Below are 17,552 nucleotides of genomic sequence, written 5' to 3'. Positions count from 1 at the left end.
AAACATGGCAAGCCTTCTGAAAGCTCATGCAACCACGCTCATGACCTGTGGCGTCCTGTCCGTCGGACTCATCGCACCGCTCGCGCACGCCGCCACCTTTCAGCCCGTGGGGCCCACCAGCGCTACCGCCAGCAGCATCGCTCAATCGGTGAACAGCACCGGCAAGGTCGTCGGAGCCATCGGCTCCGATACACCGGGCGGCCCCGATCGGGCCTGGGTCGATCCGGGTGTCGCGCTGACCCCGCTGAACAGCGGTGACTCATGTCGCGCCAACAGCATCAGCAACGAACCATCGACGGGAAGTCCCAATCGCATACTCGGTGTCTGCACGGCACCCAGTGGCCTGGCACGTGTAACAACCTGGTCATCCGGACTCAACAACCCCACCGAGGACAAACCGCTGTCGCTGCTCGGCACCGGGCTGCTGCCCGACACCAGCGCCAAAGCCACCTCCCGCAGCCGCGTCACGGGGTTCACCGCCGGCCAGAGCCTGAACAGTGCCGGACAGGCCACCTCCGTTGTCTGGAACCAGGGCAACGCCGTCGCTCTGGCCCTGCTCGACGTACCGCTGGTGCGCGACAACTGCCTGCCTGTCGGGGTCAATAACCAGGCATTCAACAATCTCGCCATCGCGCTCAACTGCCCCGGCCCCGGTGGCACGGTAACGCCAAAGCTTGCCACCAACGGGCTGCTGGGCTTTACCGTGGTCAATCTGCAGGTGCCCACCAACAGCCATTGCGAACTCGTTGCCGTCAACACACAGCGCCAGGTTTTCGGTACCTGCCTGGACCCGGCAACCTCCAAGCCGACAGCCGCCTACTGGGAAACCCCGTCCAGTGCGCCGAAGTTGCTCAATATGTCCGGGCACCCGGCCAACCAGGCCAAATTCGCCAATGAACTCGGTTATGTGGCGGTCACCTATCAGCTGACATCGGGTGGCTTCGGGGCGGCGCTCTGGCAACCGGCAGCCAGCCGCATATGGTTCGTCACCCCACCGGCGAACATCACATCCCTCGCGATCGTCGCGCTGGCGAGCAGCAATCGCCTGCTGTTGGACCAGACCAATACGGCACAGATCGTCAACGGTGCCACCTGGACAGTTGAAAACGGTCTGCAGGCCTGGGGCAGCTATCAGGGGCAGCCGGTCCAGGGTATCGACATGGATAGCAGCGGCAGCTATGCCGCTGCCACAGCCACGGTCGCGGGGAAAGTCGTAGCGCTCAGAGCGATCCTGCCCTGAACCGATCCTCGGGAGCGCCGGGCAGCCCGCTCAACCCGGGCCGTCTTCGCCGTCCTCCACCAGGCCCCAGTCCTTCACATCCAGCTCCCGAGCCGCCACCGGCGGCGCGGGTGGTGTGCTCTGCGGGGCCAGAGCCCCGCCGTCCTGATGCAATTTCAGGCGCAGGCGCAGGTTGTTCACCGAGTCGGCGTTCTTCAGCGCCTCCTCCTCGTCGATCGCCCCCTCCACCACCAGGTTGAACAGCGCCGTGTCGAAGGTCAGCATGCCGCTGACCTCGGATTTCTCCATGATGCCCTTGAGTTCGGAGAACTCGTTGCGCTTGATGAAATCGCGGATCGTCGGCGTCCCCAGCATCACCTCGACCGCGGCCCGGCGCTTGCCATCGGTAGTGCGCACCAGACGCTGGGAGACGAAGGCCTGCAGGTTGTTGCCCAGGTCGTTGAGCAACTGCGGGCGACGGTCCTCGGGGAAGAAGTTGATGATCCGGTCCAGCGCCTGGTTGGCATTGTTGGCATGCAGGGTGGAAATCGCCAGGTGCCCGGTGTCGGCAAAGGCCAGGGCGTGCTCCATGGTTTCACGGTCGCGGATCTCGCCGATGAGGATCACGTCCGGGGCCTGGCGCAGGGTGTTTTTCAGCGCGGCATGGAAACTGCGGGTGTCGACCCCCACCTCGCGCTGGTTGATGATCGACTTCTTGTGCCGGTGAATATACTCCACCGGGTCCTCGATGGTGATGATGTGCCCGCTGCTATGCCGGTTGCGGTAGTCGATCAGCGCCGCCAGGGAGGTGGACTTGCCCGAGCCGGTGGCACCGACGAACAGCACCAGGCCACGCTTTTCCATGATGGTTTCAAGCAGGATCGGCGGCAGCTTGAGGTCTTCGAAACGGGGTATTTCCAGCTTGATGTTGCGGGCTACGATGGAAACCTCGTTGCGCTGCTTGAAGATATTGACCCGGAAGCGCCCGACACCCGGCAACGACAACGCCAGGTTCATTTCCAACTCCCGTTCGAACTGCTGGCGCTGTTCGGCGTCCATGATACCGTCGGCAATCAGCGCCACCTCGCCGGTCTTGAGCGCTTCGGTGCCCAGCGGCTTGAGTACGCCATTGAACTTGGCGCAGGGCGGCGCCCCGGTCGACAGGTACAGGTCCGAACCGTCCTGGGCGGCAAGGAGTTTCAACAAGGCGTGGATTTCCATGGCAACGATGTCCGCAATACATTCGAATGAGGTTGAAATGCTCAACCAGGCGTCATTTCAGATTGGCAACGCGCTACAGCTTGGCGGGATAATGGCCCGCCACGCAACCCAAAGCTTCATCTTCAAGGCAGGTTTATGAACGGATTGCCCCACGACAACGATGTCGCCACCCTGCTCGCTTGCCTGGACTGGTCGCAAACCGCCCTCGGCCCGCGTCAGGACTGGCCGCAGAGCCTGCGCACCGCTGTCGATATCGTCGTCCATTCCCCCATGCCGATGCTGCTGTTGTGGGGCACGGAGCGAGTGCAGATCTATAACGACCGTTTTTCCCGGCTCTGCGGCAACCAGCATCCCCAGGCCTTCGGGCAAGCGTTTGCACTGACCTGGCCGCAATACCTGGAGTTTAGCGCACCGCTGTTACAGGCCGTGGCCCAGGGCCGCAGCGTCGAGCTGGCGGAACAGCAGTTCATCCTGCAGCGCCCCGAAGGTGACACCGACCTCTGGCTGGACCTGACCTACAGCCCGGTGCGCGACGAGTCCGGCGAGGTGGCCGGCGTGCTGGCCACCGCCATCGAAGTCAACGAACGACGGCTGCGCGCCCAGGAACTGGAGCAACGCTCCGAGGCCAGCATCAAGGCCCAGCGCGACAGCGAGGAACGCCTGCAACTGGCGATGGCCGCCACCGGCACCCTCGGCACCTGGGACTGGGATATCGACCAGGACCGTTTCGTCACCGATGCCCGGTTTGCCCGGCTGCATGGCGTCGACCCGGCACTGGCGGCACAGACGCCCCTCAGCGTGTACATGGAAAGCGTGCACCCGGAAGACCGGGGCCTGGTCGCTCGCGGCATCAAGCACTGCCTGGAGAACAACACCGAGCACGCCGAGGAATACCGGGTACAGACCGACGGCCAGATCCGCTGGGTGTTCGCCCGCGGCCGCTGCTATCAGGGGCCCCATGGTCGCGCCCAACGCTTCGTCGGCGCCGCCCTCGACATCACCGAACGCAAGCAGAACGAACAGGCCCTGCGCCAGAGCCAGACCGAGCTGCAACTGGTGATCAACGCGGTGCCGGCGCTGATCGCCTACGTCGACCGCGAGGAGCGCTTTCGCCTGAACAACAGCGCCTATCTCGACTGGTTCGGCAAGACCCCACAGGAACTCTACGGCAAGACCCTGCGCGAAGTGCTCGGCGAACAGGCCTATGCCATGCGCGCCGAACATGTCGCCGGGGCCCTGGCGGGCAAGGCCTGCAGCTTCAGCCTCGACACGCCCTATCGCGACGGCAGCACGCGGCACGCCAACATGCGCTACCTGCCGCGCCACGGCCAGGATGGCGCGGTGAACGGCTTCTACATCTTCGTCAGCGATGAAACCGAGCGCAAACGCACCGAGGAAGCCTTGCGCAACCTCAACGAAACCCTTGAGGAGCGCGTCGCCCAGCGCACCCAGGCGCTGGCCGAGTCCAACCAGCGCCTGCAGAACGAGATGTTCGAGCGCGAGCGCGCCGAAGACGCCCTGCGCCATGCGCAGAAGATGGAGGCGGTCGGCCAGCTCACCGGTGGCATCGCCCATGACTTCAACAACATGCTCACCGGCATCATCGGCAGCCTGGACCTGATGCAACGCTACATCGCCGCCGGGCGCAGCGCCGAGATCGGCCGCTTTGCCGATGCCGCGGTCAACTCCGCCCAGCGCGCAGCCGCCCTGACCCACCGCCTGCTGGCATTCTCCCGCCGCCAGTCGCTGGACCGCCGACGCATCGAGCCGAACCAGCTGGTGCAATCGCTGGAGGACCTGTTCAGCCGCACCAAGGGCGCCCATATCGAGCTGCAGGTGCGCCTCGGCCAGGACGTCTGGCCGGTCAATACCGACACCGGACAACTGGAAAGCGCCCTGCTCAACCTGGTCATCAACGCCCGCGACGCCATGCCCCATGGCGGCACGCTGCTGATCGAGACGGCCAACAGCTACCTCGACGGCAGCGACATCAGCACGGTGGAACCGGTCAAGGCCGGCGACTACGTGATGATCGGCGTCAGCGACAACGGTACCGGCATGAGCCCGTCGGTGATGTCCAAGGCCTTCGACCCGTTCTTCACCACCAAGCCGATCGGCCAGGGCACGGGCCTGGGCCTGTCGATGATCTATGGTTTCGCCCAGCAATCCGGCGGCCATGTCACCCTGCACAGCAAACCCGGCGAAGGCACCTGCGTGCGTCTGTACCTGCCACGCTTTCACGCCCAGGCCGTCGAGGACGAGCCACCTGCGGACTGCCCGCAATCGCCGACCGCATCAGTCGATGAGTCGGTGATGGTGGTCGAGGACGACCCGGCGGTGCGCATGCTGGTGCTCAGCCTGCTGGACGAGCTCGGCTACACCGTTCATCCGGCCGCCGATGCCAGGACCGCCCTGCCGCTGCTGGAATCGGCGCTGCGCATCGACCTGCTGGTCACCGACGTGGGCCTGCCGGGCATGAACGGCCGGCAGTTGGCCGAGATCGCCCGCCAGCACCGCCCCGGGCTCAAGGTGCTGTTCATGACCGGTTATGCGGAGAAAGCCGCCGAACGCCAGGGTTTCCTCGAGGAAGGCATGGACCTGATCGCCAAACCCTTCACCCTGGACCTGCTGGCCAACCGGGTGCGCGACATGCTCGGCCATTGCAGCTGATTTCAGGCATAATCGCGCGCCCCAGCGTTTCAAGGTACCCGTCAATGAAAGCCCAAGCCCGTCATATCCTGGTCAGGACCGCCGAGGAGGCCGAACAGCTCAAGCAGCGCATCGCCAAGGGCGAGGCCTTCGACGTGCTGGCCAGGAAGCATTCCACCTGCCCCTCGGGCAAGCGCGGCGGCGACCTCGGCGAAATCCGCCCGGGGCAGATGGTGGGGGCCATCGACCAGGTGATCTTCAAGAAACCGCTGCGCACCGTGCACGGGCCGATCAAGAGCAAGTTCGGCTATCACCTGGTGCAGGTTTTTTACCGCGACTGAAGGCAGACCGCGTTATCGTGCTTCGCGGATAAATCCTGCTCCCAGGGTTCACTGGGCTGCACAAAACAGGTGGCCGACACCCCACTGCCGTGGGAGCAGGGTTCATTCGCGAAGAGGCCGGCAAGCCCCCTGAGGTCCGGATCAGTCCCGTGGGATCAGCGCACCACGCACCTGAATCACCCGGCTCGCCAGTCGATGCCCGGCCAGTGCCGCCGCCTGCGGATCGCCCCCCGTCAGCCGACTGGCCAGGTAGCCGGCACTGAACGAGTCCCCCGCCGCCGTGGTATCGACCACCGTCTCGACCTGCTGCGCCGGCACCTCGAACGCCTGGTCCGCGCAACGGATCAGGCAGCTTTCGGCTCCACGCTTGATCACCACCTCGGCAATACCGAACGCCTCGCCAGCACTGAACACCGCGCCGGCATCGGCATGCCCGAACAACGCCTGCTCGTCCTCCAGGGTCAGCAGCGCCGTGTCGACGTAGGGCAGCACCGAGCGATAGGCCGCCCGGGCCTGCTCGACACCTGTCCACAGCCGTGGCCGGTAGTTGTTGTCGAAGACCACCCGGGTATCGCCCTCACGCGCCTGACGCAGCACCGCGAGCAGCTTGTCCCGGCCGGTTTCGCCGAGCACCGCCAGGGTGATGCCGCTGAAATACAGCACGTCGTAGTCCGGCAGCGCCGCCAGGACCGGCGCGGCCGTGGCGGCGGTGAAGCAATCGCGGACCGCCGCCTCGTTGCGCCAGTAGAGGAAGCGCCGCTCGCCGCGCTCATCGGTCTGGATGCAGTACAGCCCGGGCAAACGACCGGGCAGGCGCTGGACCAGGCCCAGGCCGATGCCCTCCTCGGCCCAGATCCGACACATGGCGTCGCTGAAGCTGTCGTCGCCCAGGGCCGTGACGTAATCCACCGAGCCGCGCCCGGCCAGTTCGCGGGAGAGGTACACCGCGGTGTTCAGGGTGTCGCCGCCGAAGCTTTGCCGCAGGCTGCCATCGGCGTGTTGTTGCAGTTCGATCATGCATTCGCCGATCAGGGCGATGCGCGGAGGAGGCAGGGTCAGGGTGCTCATGCTGGGAATCTCGTGGTGGTGTGTCGGGCCTATTCGCGGGCAAGCCCGCGAAAGCGATCTCAGGCTAGGCTATGTACGAAATCGCTTGAAACTTGGTTATGCGGCGTTAAAAACCGGCTCGGAATGCTCATTTACTCCAGTAAACTCCGCTTCCTCGCCGGTTTTTGCCTTGCCTAACCTGCGTTTCAAACAATTTCGTACACAGGCTAGAAACAGGTCTCGAAGGTTTCGATCACCCGCAACTGCTCATCGACAATGCACCCCACCCGCCACTTGTCGAAGGTCAGGCACGGGTGGGAGGTCCCGAAGGAGATGATGTCCCCCACCCGCAACTCACAGCCCGGCGCCACGCTCATGAAAGCGTGCTGGTCCATCACCGCCGTGACCTTGCAGGCACTGACATCCTCGCCCAGCGCCGGCACCACCCCGGCCTGGTAGCGCCGCAACGGCATCGGCAACCCGGCATCGAACGCCACGTCGCGCTTGCCCAGGGCGATCACCGCAAAGCCCGGTTCCGGCATCGACTGCACATGGGCCCAGACCTCCATCGCCGGGCGCAGGCCTTCATCCAGATCGGCGCGGCGATGCAGTACGCAGCACTGCGCCTCCTTGTAGATGCCATGGTCATGGGCCACATAACTGCCGGGGCGCAGCACACTGAGAAAACGCCCATCGGCATTCTGCGCCTTGAACTCCTCGGCGATCAGGTCATACCAGGCCGAGCCCGAAGCGGTGATGATCGGCTTGGTGATGGCGAAGGCGCCGCTGTCCTGCAACTGCACCGCCAGGCGCACCAGGGAACCGGCAAAGGCACGGATGCCGCTGACGGCCTGGTCGCCGTGGATCACCCCTTCATAGCCTTCGATCCCGGTCAACGCCAGCGCCGGCTGGGCCCGGATCGCCCGGGCGAGGTCGAGCACCTCCTGCTCGCTGCGGCAGCCACAGCGGCCGCCGACCACGCCGTACTCGATCATCACGTTGAGTTTCAGGCCACGGCCGGCGAAGAACCCGCCCAGGGCGGCGACGTTGTCCGGGTGGTCGACCATGCAATGGAACTCGAACGCCGGGTCCGCCAGCAGCTCGGCGATCAGCGCCATGTTCGCCGTGCCCACCAGCTGGTTCGCCATCAATACCCGTCGTACGCCGGCGGCATAGCCGGCCCGGGTCTGCACCGCGGTGGCCAGGGTCAGGCCCCAGGCGCCCTCGGCCAGTTGGCGCCGGAACAGCGCCGGGACCATGCTGGTCTTGCCGTGGGGGGCCAGTTCGGCGCCGCTGCGCTGCACGAAGTCCTGCATCCAGCGGATATTGTGTTCCAGCGCCGCACGGTGCAGCACCAGCGCCGGCAGGCTGACATCACTGACCAGTTGGGCGCCGATGGCGGCCGCGCCCTTTTCCACCGGGGGAAGGTTCACAGGCATGTCTCTGACTCCTCGAAACGCGGCCGCAGGCAGCCGCTGCTAATCGTTGATCCGACGCGCCAGGTTGTTCGCGCTGTCGATCAGCACCCGGCGATAGTCGTGGTAGTTGTTCTTCGCATCGGCCCTTGGGGCGACGATGCACAGGGTCGCAATGCAGATGCCGCGTTCATCCTTGACCGGCGCGGCGAAACAGTGGGTGAAAGTGTCGGCAACGCTGTCGAAGGAGAAGAACCCGTCGATTCCGGCCTGGCGGATTTCCTTGAGGAACACCTCCAGGGGCAGGCGCTGGCCGTCGGGCAGGATGAAGTCGTCGGGATCGATCAGGTCGACGATTTCCTGATCGCTCAGGTGCGCCAGCAGCAGACGACCGGAAGCGGTCCAGGGAATCGGCGCGTTCTCGCCGATATCCGAGGAGATGCGGAAATGCCGCTCGCCCTCCTTCATCAGCGCCACCGTGTACTTGCGCCCGTTGAGCAGGCACATCTGCGCGGTCTCGCGGGTCTGGCTGACGATCTCCTGCAAGGCGTGATCGGCCTCGCGGCTCAGGTCGAAGTGGCGCAGGTGGGCCTGGCCGAGAAAGTACAGCTGGCGACCGAGGTAGACATGCCCTTCCTTGCCGACCGGCTCCAGGATCCGACGCTCCAGCAACGACGCCACCAGCTCGTAGACCGTCGACTTGGGGCTGCCGATGCCACCGGCGATGTCGTTGGGACGCAATGGCTGGCCGACCTCCTTGAGGTAATCGAGGATATCGAACGCCCGGTCCAGTCCCTTTGCGCGGCGCTTGATGGTGTCTTCGGTCATGATCAGTGCAATCCCATTGAAAAATTGCCGGGGAGTTTACCCAGAGAGCCACGGTGATCGTTAGGACCTCTTCACGGGCAAGCCACGCTCCTACAGGTCTGTGCTGTCTGTAGGAGCGCGGCTTGCCCGCGAACGGCGCCCCAGGCTCACTTCTTCCGGTAGGCGATACAGTCGATCTCGACCTTGCAGTCGACCATCATGCTCGCCTGCACGCAGGCCCGCGCCGGCGCATGCTCGGGCTTGAAGTACTCGGCGAACACCTTGTTGAAACTCCAGAAATCCCGCGGGTCCTCCAGCCAGACACCGGCCCGCACCACATCCTCCAGACCGTAGCCGGCCTCCTCGAGAATCGCGATCAGGTTTTTCATGGTCTGGTGCGTCTGTTCGACGATCCCGCCGCTGATGATCTCCCCATCCACCGCCGGCACCTGGCCGGACACGTGCAGCCAGCCATCGGCTTCGACGGCCCGGGCGAAGGGACGCGGCTGCCCGCCACCCGCGGTGCTGCCAGTGCCGTAACGAGTAATGCTCATGATGTGCTCCTTGAGTGAAAGTTAAAAACGGGTGTTCCTGAGGAATTCCGCCAGACGCGGCGACTGCGGGCGCTCGAACAGTTCCTTGGGTGGTCCCTGTTCCTCTATGCGCCCCTGGTTCATGAAAACGATCTTGTCCGACACCTCGAAGGCGAAACGCATCTCGTGGGTGACCAGCAACATGGTCATGCCCTCCTCGGCCAACCCCTTGATCACCGCCAGCACTTCGCCGACCAGTTCCGGGTCCAGCGCCGAGGTCACTTCATCGAACAGCATCAGGCTCGGGTTCATGGCGATGGCCCGGGCGATCGCCACCCGCTGCTGCTGGCCGCCGGACAGTTGCCCCGGATAGTGATCGCGGCGCTGCAGCAGGCCGACCCGCTCCAGCCATTTCTCCGCCAGGGCCACCGCCTGGTCCCGGGGCAGCTTCTTGACCTTGAGCAGGCCCAGGGTGACGTTCTGCAACGCGGTCAGGTGCGGGAACAGGTTGAACTGCTGGAACGCCATCCCGGTCATGGCCCGGTGCTGGGCGATCACCTTCTCCGGATGACGGACGCGCTTGCCATCGACCTCGCTGTAGCCGATCGACTCGCCATCGAGGGTGATCTGCCCGCCCTGGAACTCTTCCAGCAGGTTCACGCAGCGCAGCAGCGTGGTCTTGCCCGATCCGCTGGAGCCGATCAGCGTGACCACGTTGCCGCGGTGCATGTCCAGGTCGACACCCTTGAGCACTTCGAGCTGACCGTATTGCTTGTGCAGCCCGCGAATGCTGAGCAGTGCTTGCTTGTCGTTTGTCGCAATCATGGCAACGCCACCCGCTTTTCAATATGCCGACCGAGCAGTTCGATGGCGTAGTTGATGATGAAGAACAAGAACCCGGCGAACAGGTAGAACTCCAGGGTCATGAAGGTCCGGGCGATCACCTGCTGGGTGCTGAGCAACAGCTCGGCAACGCCGATCACCGACAACAGGGTCGAGGCCTTGACGATCTCGGTGGACGAGTTGACCCAGGTCGGCAGGATCTGCCGCAGGGCCTGGGGCAACAGCACGTATCCGAGCGCCTGGAAGAAGGTCAGGCCGATGGCCTGGCTGGCTTCCATCTGCCCGCGGGGAATGGCCTGCAGCGAACCGCGGACGATTTCCGCGACATGGGAGCCGCAGAACAGCGTCAGGCCCAGGGCACCGGCCTGGAACGCACTGATCTGCCAGCCCAGGGCCGGGGCCATGTAGAAGCAGGCCAGCACCAGGACGAACACCGGCGTACCGCGGATCAGGTCGACGTACAGGCGAAATGGCAGGCGCATCCAGACATTGCCGTAGGTCAGCACCAGCCCGGCGACGATGCCGATCAGCGTGCCGCAGACAATCGCCAGGGCCGAACACTGCACGCTGGTCAGGAAGCCCTGCCACAACGGCTCGCGGGCGATCCACAACTCATGCAGCCAATGGGGGGATTCGTACATGACAGGCTCCTAGCGGCGGATCGCCAGACGCTGTTCGAGCTGACGCAGCATCAGGGCAATGAGGTAACAGGCGGCCACGTAGAGCGCGGTGGTGACCAGCCAGGTCTCGATCACCCGGTAGCTCTCCACGTTGATCTTGCGGGCGTAATAGGTCAGCTCCGGCACGGCGATGGCCGCCGCCAGGGAGGTGTCCTTGAACAGCGAGATGAAGTTGTTGGACAACGCCGGCAGCACGTTGCGCAGCATCACCGGCACCGTAATGTAGGCACGCACCTGCCATTCGCCCAGGCCGATCGCCAGCCCGGCCTCGCGCTGGCCCTTGGGGATGCTCAGCAGCCCGGCGCGGAACACCTCGGTCAGGTAGGCGCCGGCATACAGCGACAGGGTGATGATGAACGAAGGGATCTTGTCCAGCCGGATGCCCAGGCTCGGCATGGCGAAGTAGATCAACAGGATCAGCACCAGGATCGGCGTATTACGGATCACCGTGACGTACACCGAGGCCAGCGTGCGCAAGGTGCGGTGCTGGCTGAGCAGGGCGAACGCCATCATCAGGCCGATCGCGCAGCCGATGGCGATCGACACCAGTGCCAGCTCCAGGCCCAGGCCGAGCCCCGCCAGCAAGCTGGGGAAGTCGCGCCACACGGCAGCAAAATTCAACTGATAGTTCATGGTTCACAGTACCTTCGACAGGGCACCGCGCGCGGCGCCCTGCTCTGGAGAGATCACTTGAATTCGACGGGGAAACCGATTTCCGGAGTGGGCAGGTCGACACCGAACCACTTCTTGAAGGAGGCGGCGTAGGTCGGGAACTCGACCCCGGTCATCGACTCGTGCAGGGCGGTGTTGACGAAGTTCAGCCAGTCCTGGTCGCCGCGCTTGACCGCACAGGCATAGGTCTGCGGGCTCCAGGCGTAGGCCGGGCTGCGGTAGCGGCCGGGGTTCTGCACCATCAGGTACTTGACCGAGGACTGGTCGGTGGCGGCGGCGTCGGCGCGACCGGAGTTCACGGCCTGGTACATCAGGTCGACGCTGTCGTACTGGTCGACCTTGGCCTGGGGCAGCGCCTGGTGCACCAGCTCCTCGGCGTAGACGTTCTGCAGCACGGCCACGGTGACCTTGTCGCCGGCAGCCTTGAGATCGTCGATCTCCTTGTACTTGCTGTTGTTCGGCAGCAGCAGGCCGACCCCTTCGCGGTAATACGGCAGGGTGAACGCCACCTGCTGGGCACGACTGGCGGTGACGGTGATGAACTGGCAACTGATGTCGACCTTGTCGGTCAGCAGGTTGGGAATCCGCGCATCCGACGACTGCACCACGTATTCGACTTTGCTCGGATCATTGAACAGGCCCTTGGCGATCATGGCGCCGATGTCGATATCGAAGCCCTGCAACTTGCCGTCCGCCCCCTGGAAGTGCCAGGGCGCGTTGGTGCTACCGGTGCCGACGATCAGGTGACCGCGCTTGAGCACGCTGTCGAGCTTGCTGTCGGCGGCCTGGGCCGTCCCTACCGCAGCCGCCGTAGCGGCCAGAATGAAAGCACAGGCTTTGAACAAGGAAGGTACGCGTTGCATGACGTTGCACTCCGATGATGTGTATTCCGCTATAGCGGAACTTGGTATGTAACAACGGAATAGACAGCAGAAAGTGTGCCACAGGAAATCGCGGTCGTTAACCGTCTCGGTAAAGTTCAGGAAAATCAGAGAGATAGGTTTTTCTGCAGGAAACCGGTTACACAAGGTGCGCGTGGGCAAATGCTACGGAAGGCAACGATGGTGGGTGCCAAGGCCCCAAGGCGGTGCAGGAGCGAAGATCAGGCGCTTCGCGGACAAGCCCTGCTCCCATCGTTTTTTGCCGCATGCAAATCTTGTGTACGACATCACCCTGTAGGAGCAGGGCTTGCCCGCGAATGGGCCGCCAGGAGCAGCACGAAATCCGGACCAGCGCAGCGGCTTCTGCTTTGCGGCACCCAAGCAAACAGCTAGTATCCCGCCCTCTCTTCCCACCGCCCTTGCGGGCCTACATGGATGTCGCGATGCGTTCCCTGCTTCTGCTCTGTTTAGTTACCCTGATCACCGGCTGCAGCATCAGGCAGCAGGTCACCCCAGTCGATTTCGCCGCCAACCCCGCCGCACGGATCTGCGTGATCCCGGCTGATGGCGTGCGTGAGTCGTTTACCGAAGCCTATGGTAATGCCCTGAAGGCCAAGGGTTTTACCGTGGAAGTGCTGCCCAGCGTCAGCAACCCGCAGAACTGCCCCCTGAGCAGCACCCTGCTGGGGCGCTGGAGCTGGGACATGGCGCTGTATCTGTCGGAAGTGGATATCAGGGTCTACCAGTTCGGCCGGGAAGTCGGCTCGGCAACCTATAACTCAAGAAGCGGCTCATTGCGCATGGACAAGTTCATCAACGCCGAAAGCAAGATCAAGGAACTGACCGACCAGTTGTTCCCGATCGGCGTGCGCCCCCTGAGCGCCCAGCGCTGAGATCGCAACAGCCCAGGCAGGCGCGAGTGCCAGGCATCACCCTGGGGCTCGCGTGCGGGAACGCAACGGCACCCTGTTCGAGCTGTCTGGAAAGTGTCGCGGCCGCGCTCAGTGCAGCAGCATCACCACCGCCACGGCGAACGTCGCCATCACTGCCGTCATGCCGGTCATGTACAGTGCAAACCCCTTGGCCATGCTGATCCCCCGAAATAGGCTGTAGAAATCACCGTCGTTTTTTTGACCCTTCCAACAAACGGTCAAGGATTCTAGCAGCGAGTGATGTGTTTTTGACATTAACTTTCGCATGAATACTTTCGCCTCCCGATCGGTGGCGGCTGAACCATTTAATTAGCAGCCTAATAAAAAGCTCCGCACTTAATTCAGCGTTAATCGTGTGCAGGGAAAGTGAAGTCGACCGCGTCAGCGCAGATCTCCCCTGCCGCCTTGCGCGGCATGTCCAATGCCCTGGCGATTGGACCCTTGTTCAGCCTGATTCGGAGAAAGATCATGAAGTTTCGTACCTTACTGATGAGCGGTGCCCTGGCCCTGAGCGCCTTCGCCGGCGTGGCCCAGGCCGACACGGCTGCCACCGCCCAGGCCGTGCCCTATCACTACGGCATGCCCCTGAATATCGACAAGGTCATCTCGATGACCGAACAGCCCACCGCGGAGTGCAAGGTGGTCAAGGCCGACATGAAGTTCATCGACAAGGCCGGCAAGACCGAGGACGTCAGCTATCGCAAGCTGTCGGATGCCTGCAACTTCAACAACTGAGGCAGGGTTTCGAAGGCCCATTCGCGGGCAAGCCCGGCTCCTACAATTTTGTGTCGTTCACAATCTGGCGTACTCCCTCGAACCGTAGGAGCCGGGCTTGCCCGCGAATGGGCCCCAGAGCCCTGCCTACCCTAATGAAATCCCCCGCAAGCAGGCGCTGCCCCAGGCTCAGCGGCTGTCGAAAGCCTTGAGCATGGCCTTCTGCGTTGCCAGCAGCCGCTCCTTCACCGCCTCCCGAGCCCCTTCCAGGCGCGCCGACGGCGCCACCACGCACAACGCGTAGGCACTTTGCCCGGCCAACAGCTCGACGCCCATGGCGCTCACCCCCGGCATATGCCCGTCGGCATCGAAAGCCACCCCCGTGCGCCGCACCTCCGCCAGCTCCGCCAGCAGGTCCGGCCAATGGGTCTTGGTCATGGGCGTCAGGCTCTTGAGCTGCTTGCCCAGCAGTTGTACCACCGCCTCGTCGCTCATCCGCGCCAACAGCACCTTGCCGCCCGAAGTCGCATGCATGGTCAGGAACGAACTGGCATCCGGCACCACCCGCAACGGCTGGTTCGACACCGCCATCTGCAGAATCAGCAACTCGGCACCGCTGGCATGCAGCAGCACCGCGGTTTCACCGGTCTCGCGCGACAGCTGTTCCAGGTAGGGCCTGGCCTTTTGCGTCACATCGATATGGCTGTGGGACGCCAGGCGCATCAGCGCCGGCCCCAGGCGCACCCCGGCCGGCCCCTGGATTTCCAGTAACTGTTCCTGGGCCAGGGCATCCACCAGCCGCTGGACCGTCGAGCGCGGCAGATCGATGCGCTTGGCGATCGCCCCCAGGCTCAAGCCCCCCGGTTCGTCCTCCAGGCAGCGCAGAATGGCAGCCGCCCGGCTGATCACCTGGATACCCCCACGTTCGGTTTCAGGGACTGACATCGACATTGCTCCTTTGTACCGCTCACTGATACAGTGTACCGAAATATTGTTAGCGGTGACGTTTTCGCGCAACCGCCTTCCACAGGATTTGCGTGCATGCTGTCCCCACCCCCCGGGCCACCCGTGGCCGTTCCCTTCGACCGGCGGCTGATCATCGGACTGGTCGGCGTACTGATCGCCGCCCTGACCTCGGGCATCAACGACCGCGTCACCGAACTGGCACTGGCGGATGTGCTGGGGGCGTTCGGCATCGGCCATGACGAAGGCACCTGGATCAGCGCATTGTATGCAGCGGCGGAAGTCTCGGCGATGCTGATCGCACCCTGGCTGGCGGTGACCTTCTCGCTGCGGCGCTTCGCCATGGCCATGACCCTGGCCTTCGGCCTTTTCGGCGTGCTCTGCCCCCTGGCGCCGAACCTTGAGGCGCTGTTGCTGCTGCGGGTGTTGCAGGGCCTGGCCGGCGGCGCCCTGCCGCCTTTGCTGATGACCGTAGCCCTGCGTTTCCTGCCCTGGCACTACAAGCTCTACGGTTTGTCGGCCTATGCGCTCACCGCCACCTTCGGCCCGAACATTTCCCTGCCCCTGGCCGCCACCTGGACCGAAAACCTCGACTGGCGCCTGGTGTTCTGGCAGATCGCACCCTGCTGCCTGCTCGCCACCGCCTTCATCGCCTACGGCATCCCGCAGGATCCGCTGCGCCTGGAGCGTTTCAGGCAGGCCGACTGGCGCGGCGCGCTGCTCGGTTGCGGCGGCCTGGCCATGCTGGTGATCGGCCTGCTGCAGGGCGAACGCCTGGACTGGTTCGCCTCGCCGCTGATCGGCCTGCTGCTGGGTGGCGCGGCCCTCTGCCTGCCGCTGTTCCTGCTCAACGAGTGGTTCCACCCGCTGCCGCTGTTCAAGGTGCAACTGCTGGAACGGCGCAACTTCGCCTATGGCATCGCCACCCTGGCGCTGTTCGTCATGGTCTCGATGTCCGGCGTCGCCCTGCCCGCCAACTACCTGGCCCATATCCAGGGCTACCGCGCCGAGCAAAGCATGCCGCTGGCCCTGCTGATCGCCCTGCCGCAACTGCTGCTGGCGCCCCTGGTCGCCACGGTGATCAACCGCAACTGGGTCGACTCGCGCTACGTGATCGCCTGCGGCCTGCTGCTGATGACCCTGGCCTGCCTCGGTGGCTCGCAGTTGACCAGCGCCTGGGTCCGCGAAGATTTCTACCCGCTGCAACTGCTGCAGACCCTCGGCCAGCCGATGATCGTCGTACCGCTGCTGATGGTCGCCACCGGCGTGATCCAGCCCATCGAGGGCCCTTCGCCTCGGCCATGGTCAATTCGCTGCGTGGCCTGTCCTCGGTGATCGGCGCGGTCCTGCTGGAGAATTTCATCACCACCCGCCAGCACCTGCATTCCAACACCCTGGTTGACCAATGGGCCGCCAACCAGCAGGCCCTGATTCCGCTGCTCGATGAACAGCCGCTGGCCGGCATGGCCGCGCGCCTGCGCGAACAGGCCTTCGTATTGAGTTTCAGCGATGCCTTCCTGGCCATGATCGGGCTGATGGCGATCCTGACGATTCTCCTGTTGACCCTGCCGACCCGCCCTTTCCCTCCCCAAGCGCCGAAAATGCCATGAAACCGAAACTCTCTCTCAGCCTGGTCGGGGGTGCCGTACTCCTGATCGTCGCTTACAGCGGCTATCACCTGCTGCGCAACGACGGCACGCAGAGCACCGACGACGCCCGCATCACCGCCGATTCGGTACTGATTGCCCCGCAGATCGCCGGCGTGGTGAGCAAGGTCGCGGTGGCCGACAATCAACCGGTCAAGGCCGGCCAACTGCTGCTGGAAATCGATGCCCGCGACTATCAGGCCGCGCAGGCGGCTGCCATCGCCGCGGTCAACGCGGCCCAGGCCCAGGTGAAGGACCTTGCGGCGGAGGTCGAACGCCAGGCGACGCTGATCACCCAGGCCGACGCCACCCTGCGCTCGACGGCGGCCTCACTGAAATTCGCCCAGGCCAATGCCCAGCGCTATCGCAACCTGTCCAGTTCCGGTGCCGGCACCCGCGAAGAACAGCAGAAAGCCGATGCCGAACTGGCCCGCTGGCAGGCCGTGCACGACCACGACGCGGCGGCCAGGCTGGAACAGCAGAAGAACCGGGAAGTGCTCAAGGCCCGCCTGGAGATGGCCCACGCAGCAGTGGAACAGGCCCGCGCCGCGCTGCTCAAGGCCGATCTGGAGGTGTCCTATACCCGGATCGTCGCGCCCCACGATGGCGTGGTCGGCCAACGCAGCGTCCGCGTCGGCGCCTATGTCGCGCCGGGCAAGGCAGTCATGGCCGTGGTCCCGGTCAGCGATGCCTACGTCGTCGCCAACTTCCGCGAGACCCAACTGGCCCACATGCAGCCGAACCAGGCCGTCGACATCAGCATCGACAGCTTCCCCGACCGCACCTACAACGGCCATGTCGACAGTCTCGCTCCCGCCACCGGCCTGAGCTTCTCCGCGATTGCCCCGGACAACGCCACCGGCAACTTCACCAAGGTGGTACAACGGATTCCGGTGAAAATCGTCTTCGACCATGACCAGCCCGGCCTGAACGACCTGCGGGTCGGCATGTCGGTGATTGCCCGGGTCATCACCCTGGAGAATCGATAG

At 64.3% G+C, this 17,552-nt stretch carries 17 protein-coding genes and 1 pseudogene; 7 read left to right on the top strand and 11 right to left on the bottom strand.

What is annotated here, in order from left to right:
* Positions 1–4 precede the first annotated feature (4 nt).
* Positions 5–1,240, top strand: coding sequence for a hypothetical protein (locus ACZ5KU_RS13880; RefSeq protein WP_152974402.1), 1,236 nt, complete (start codon positions 5–7; stop codon positions 1,238–1,240).
* Positions 1,241–1,270: 30 nt separating this feature from the next.
* On the opposite strand, the gene ACZ5KU_RS13875 is transcribed toward ACZ5KU_RS13880, so the two are convergent.
* On the bottom strand, positions 1,271–2,440 hold the full coding sequence (locus ACZ5KU_RS13875) for a PilT/PilU family type 4a pilus ATPase (protein ID WP_054059740.1): 1,170 nt from the start codon (positions 2,438–2,440) through the stop codon (positions 1,271–1,273).
* Positions 2,441–2,575: 135 nt separating this feature from the next.
* Here ACZ5KU_RS13875 and ACZ5KU_RS13870 point away from each other — a divergent pair, with 135 nt between their 5' ends.
* A complete protein-coding gene (locus ACZ5KU_RS13870) occupies positions 2,576–5,110 on the top strand; it encodes a PAS domain-containing hybrid sensor histidine kinase/response regulator (RefSeq protein ID WP_054062307.1) in 2,535 nt (844 codons plus the stop codon).
* A 44-nt stretch (positions 5,111–5,154) separates the two neighbouring features.
* Positions 5,155–5,430, top strand: coding sequence for a peptidylprolyl isomerase (locus tag ACZ5KU_RS13865; RefSeq protein ID WP_054059738.1), 276 nt, complete (start codon positions 5,155–5,157; stop codon positions 5,428–5,430).
* Between the two features lie 141 nt (positions 5,431–5,571).
* Here ACZ5KU_RS13865 and ACZ5KU_RS13860 read toward each other — a convergent pair whose 3' ends face one another.
* The 8 genes from ACZ5KU_RS13860 to ACZ5KU_RS13825 all read right to left on the bottom strand — a co-directional run bounded on the left by ACZ5KU_RS13860 (position 5,572) and on the right by ACZ5KU_RS13825 (position 12,290).
* Positions 5,572–6,498 carry a sugar kinase gene (locus ACZ5KU_RS13860; RefSeq protein ID WP_416773254.1) on the bottom strand — a complete coding sequence of 309 codons (927 nt, stop codon included), beginning with the start codon at positions 6,496–6,498 and terminating at the stop codon, positions 5,572–5,574.
* Positions 6,499–6,704: 206 nt separating this feature from the next.
* The gene (locus tag ACZ5KU_RS13855; protein WP_273826478.1) at positions 6,705–7,916 is read right to left on the bottom strand and encodes an amino acid deaminase; all 1,212 of its coding nucleotides are present in this window, start codon (positions 7,914–7,916) and stop codon (positions 6,705–6,707) included.
* A 39-nt stretch (positions 7,917–7,955) separates the two neighbouring features.
* On the bottom strand, positions 7,956–8,720 hold the full coding sequence (locus ACZ5KU_RS13850) for an IclR family transcriptional regulator (RefSeq protein WP_054059736.1): 765 nt from the start codon (positions 8,718–8,720) through the stop codon (positions 7,956–7,958).
* A 146-nt stretch (positions 8,721–8,866) separates the two neighbouring features.
* Positions 8,867–9,253, bottom strand: a complete 387-nt coding sequence (locus ACZ5KU_RS13845; protein ID WP_054059735.1) for a RidA family protein — start codon at positions 9,251–9,253, stop codon at positions 8,867–8,869.
* Positions 9,254–9,274: 21 nt separating this feature from the next.
* The gene (locus ACZ5KU_RS13840; protein WP_054059734.1) at positions 9,275–10,057 is read right to left on the bottom strand and encodes an amino acid ABC transporter ATP-binding protein; all 783 of its coding nucleotides are present in this window, start codon (positions 10,055–10,057) and stop codon (positions 9,275–9,277) included.
* Positions 10,054–10,716, bottom strand: a complete 663-nt coding sequence (locus ACZ5KU_RS13835) for an amino acid ABC transporter permease (protein ID WP_054059733.1) — start codon at positions 10,714–10,716, stop codon at positions 10,054–10,056. Before ACZ5KU_RS13835 ends, ACZ5KU_RS13840 begins: the two co-directional genes overlap by 4 nt.
* 9 nt (positions 10,717–10,725) lie before the next feature.
* Positions 10,726–11,388, bottom strand: a complete 663-nt coding sequence (locus ACZ5KU_RS13830) for an amino acid ABC transporter permease (protein ID WP_054059732.1) — start codon at positions 11,386–11,388, stop codon at positions 10,726–10,728.
* A 53-nt stretch (positions 11,389–11,441) separates the two neighbouring features.
* Positions 11,442–12,290 (bottom strand): transporter substrate-binding domain-containing protein, encoded by an 849-nt coding sequence (locus ACZ5KU_RS13825; RefSeq protein ID WP_054059731.1) that lies wholly within the window; start codon positions 12,288–12,290, stop codon positions 11,442–11,444.
* 461 nt (positions 12,291–12,751) lie between these two features.
* On the opposite strand from ACZ5KU_RS13825, the gene ACZ5KU_RS13820 reads away from it, so the two are divergent.
* Positions 12,752–13,201: an Sbal_3080 family lipoprotein gene (locus ACZ5KU_RS13820; RefSeq protein ID WP_054059730.1), complete on the top strand. Its 450-nt coding sequence runs from the start codon at positions 12,752–12,754 to the stop codon at positions 13,199–13,201.
* 108 nt (positions 13,202–13,309) lie between these two features.
* Here ACZ5KU_RS13820 and ACZ5KU_RS13815 read toward each other — a convergent pair whose 3' ends face one another.
* Positions 13,310–13,507 carry a hypothetical protein gene (locus ACZ5KU_RS13815; protein ID WP_054059729.1) on the bottom strand — a complete coding sequence of 66 codons (198 nt, stop codon included), beginning with the start codon at positions 13,505–13,507 and terminating at the stop codon, positions 13,310–13,312.
* Positions 13,508–13,708: 201 nt separating this feature from the next.
* Here ACZ5KU_RS13815 and ACZ5KU_RS13810 point away from each other — a divergent pair, with 201 nt between their 5' ends.
* The gene (locus ACZ5KU_RS13810) at positions 13,709–13,975 is read left to right on the top strand and encodes a DUF2790 domain-containing protein (protein WP_054059728.1); all 267 of its coding nucleotides are present in this window, start codon (positions 13,709–13,711) and stop codon (positions 13,973–13,975) included.
* 168 nt (positions 13,976–14,143) lie between these two features.
* Here the strand turns inward: ACZ5KU_RS13810 and ACZ5KU_RS13805 are convergent, their stop codons facing one another.
* Entirely contained in the window at positions 14,144–14,899 is a 756-nt protein-coding gene (locus ACZ5KU_RS13805; RefSeq protein WP_054059727.1) for an IclR family transcriptional regulator, read from the bottom strand.
* Between the two features lie 96 nt (positions 14,900–14,995).
* Between ACZ5KU_RS13805 and ACZ5KU_RS13800 the strand changes: the two are divergent.
* Both ACZ5KU_RS13800 and ACZ5KU_RS13795 read left to right on the top strand, forming a co-directional pair.
* Positions 14,996–16,527: pseudogene (locus ACZ5KU_RS13800) on the top strand (MFS transporter).
* Positions 16,524–17,552 carry an HlyD family secretion protein gene (locus ACZ5KU_RS13795; protein ID WP_416773243.1) on the top strand — a complete coding sequence of 343 codons (1,029 nt, stop codon included), beginning with the start codon at positions 16,524–16,526 and terminating at the stop codon, positions 17,550–17,552. The pseudogene ACZ5KU_RS13800 and the gene ACZ5KU_RS13795 overlap by 4 nt, the downstream one beginning before the upstream one ends.

Source organism: Pseudomonas sp. Tof1, from assembly GCF_055390395.1.
This window is presented reverse-complemented; position numbering and strand designations above follow the sequence as displayed.

Excerpts from the sequence above, each read along its gene's own strand:
- ACZ5KU_RS13880 (WP_152974402.1), top strand. The coding sequence starts at position 5 with ATGGCAAGCCTTCTGAAAGCTCATGCAACCACGCTCATGACCTGTGGC.
- ACZ5KU_RS13875 (WP_054059740.1), bottom strand. The coding sequence starts at position 2,440 with ATGGAAATCCACGCCTTGTTGAAACTCCTTGCCGCCCAGGACGGTTCG.
- ACZ5KU_RS13870 (WP_054062307.1), top strand. The coding sequence starts at position 2,576 with ATGAACGGATTGCCCCACGACAACGATGTCGCCACCCTGCTCGCTTGC.
- ACZ5KU_RS13865 (WP_054059738.1), top strand. The coding sequence starts at position 5,155 with ATGAAAGCCCAAGCCCGTCATATCCTGGTCAGGACCGCCGAGGAGGCC.
- ACZ5KU_RS13860 (WP_416773254.1), bottom strand. The coding sequence starts at position 6,498 with ATGAGCACCCTGACCCTGCCTCCTCCGCGCATCGCCCTGATCGGCGAA.
- ACZ5KU_RS13855 (WP_273826478.1), bottom strand. The coding sequence starts at position 7,916 with ATGCCTGTGAACCTTCCCCCGGTGGAAAAGGGCGCGGCCGCCATCGGC.
- ACZ5KU_RS13850 (WP_054059736.1), bottom strand. The coding sequence starts at position 8,720 with ATGACCGAAGACACCATCAAGCGCCGCGCAAAGGGACTGGACCGGGCG.
- ACZ5KU_RS13845 (WP_054059735.1), bottom strand. The coding sequence starts at position 9,253 with ATGAGCATTACTCGTTACGGCACTGGCAGCACCGCGGGTGGCGGGCAG.
- ACZ5KU_RS13840 (WP_054059734.1), bottom strand. The coding sequence starts at position 10,057 with ATGATTGCGACAAACGACAAGCAAGCACTGCTCAGCATTCGCGGGCTG.
- ACZ5KU_RS13835 (WP_054059733.1), bottom strand. The coding sequence starts at position 10,716 with ATGTACGAATCCCCCCATTGGCTGCATGAGTTGTGGATCGCCCGCGAG.
- ACZ5KU_RS13830 (WP_054059732.1), bottom strand. The coding sequence starts at position 11,388 with ATGAACTATCAGTTGAATTTTGCTGCCGTGTGGCGCGACTTCCCCAGC.
- ACZ5KU_RS13825 (WP_054059731.1), bottom strand. The coding sequence starts at position 12,290 with ATGCAACGCGTACCTTCCTTGTTCAAAGCCTGTGCTTTCATTCTGGCC.
- ACZ5KU_RS13820 (WP_054059730.1), top strand. The coding sequence starts at position 12,752 with ATGCGTTCCCTGCTTCTGCTCTGTTTAGTTACCCTGATCACCGGCTGC.
- ACZ5KU_RS13815 (WP_054059729.1), bottom strand. The coding sequence starts at position 13,507 with ATGCGAAAGTTAATGTCAAAAACACATCACTCGCTGCTAGAATCCTTG.
- ACZ5KU_RS13810 (WP_054059728.1), top strand. The coding sequence starts at position 13,709 with ATGAAGTTTCGTACCTTACTGATGAGCGGTGCCCTGGCCCTGAGCGCC.
- ACZ5KU_RS13805 (WP_054059727.1), bottom strand. The coding sequence starts at position 14,899 with ATGTCAGTCCCTGAAACCGAACGTGGGGGTATCCAGGTGATCAGCCGG.
- ACZ5KU_RS13795 (WP_416773243.1), top strand. The coding sequence starts at position 16,524 with ATGAAACCGAAACTCTCTCTCAGCCTGGTCGGGGGTGCCGTACTCCTG.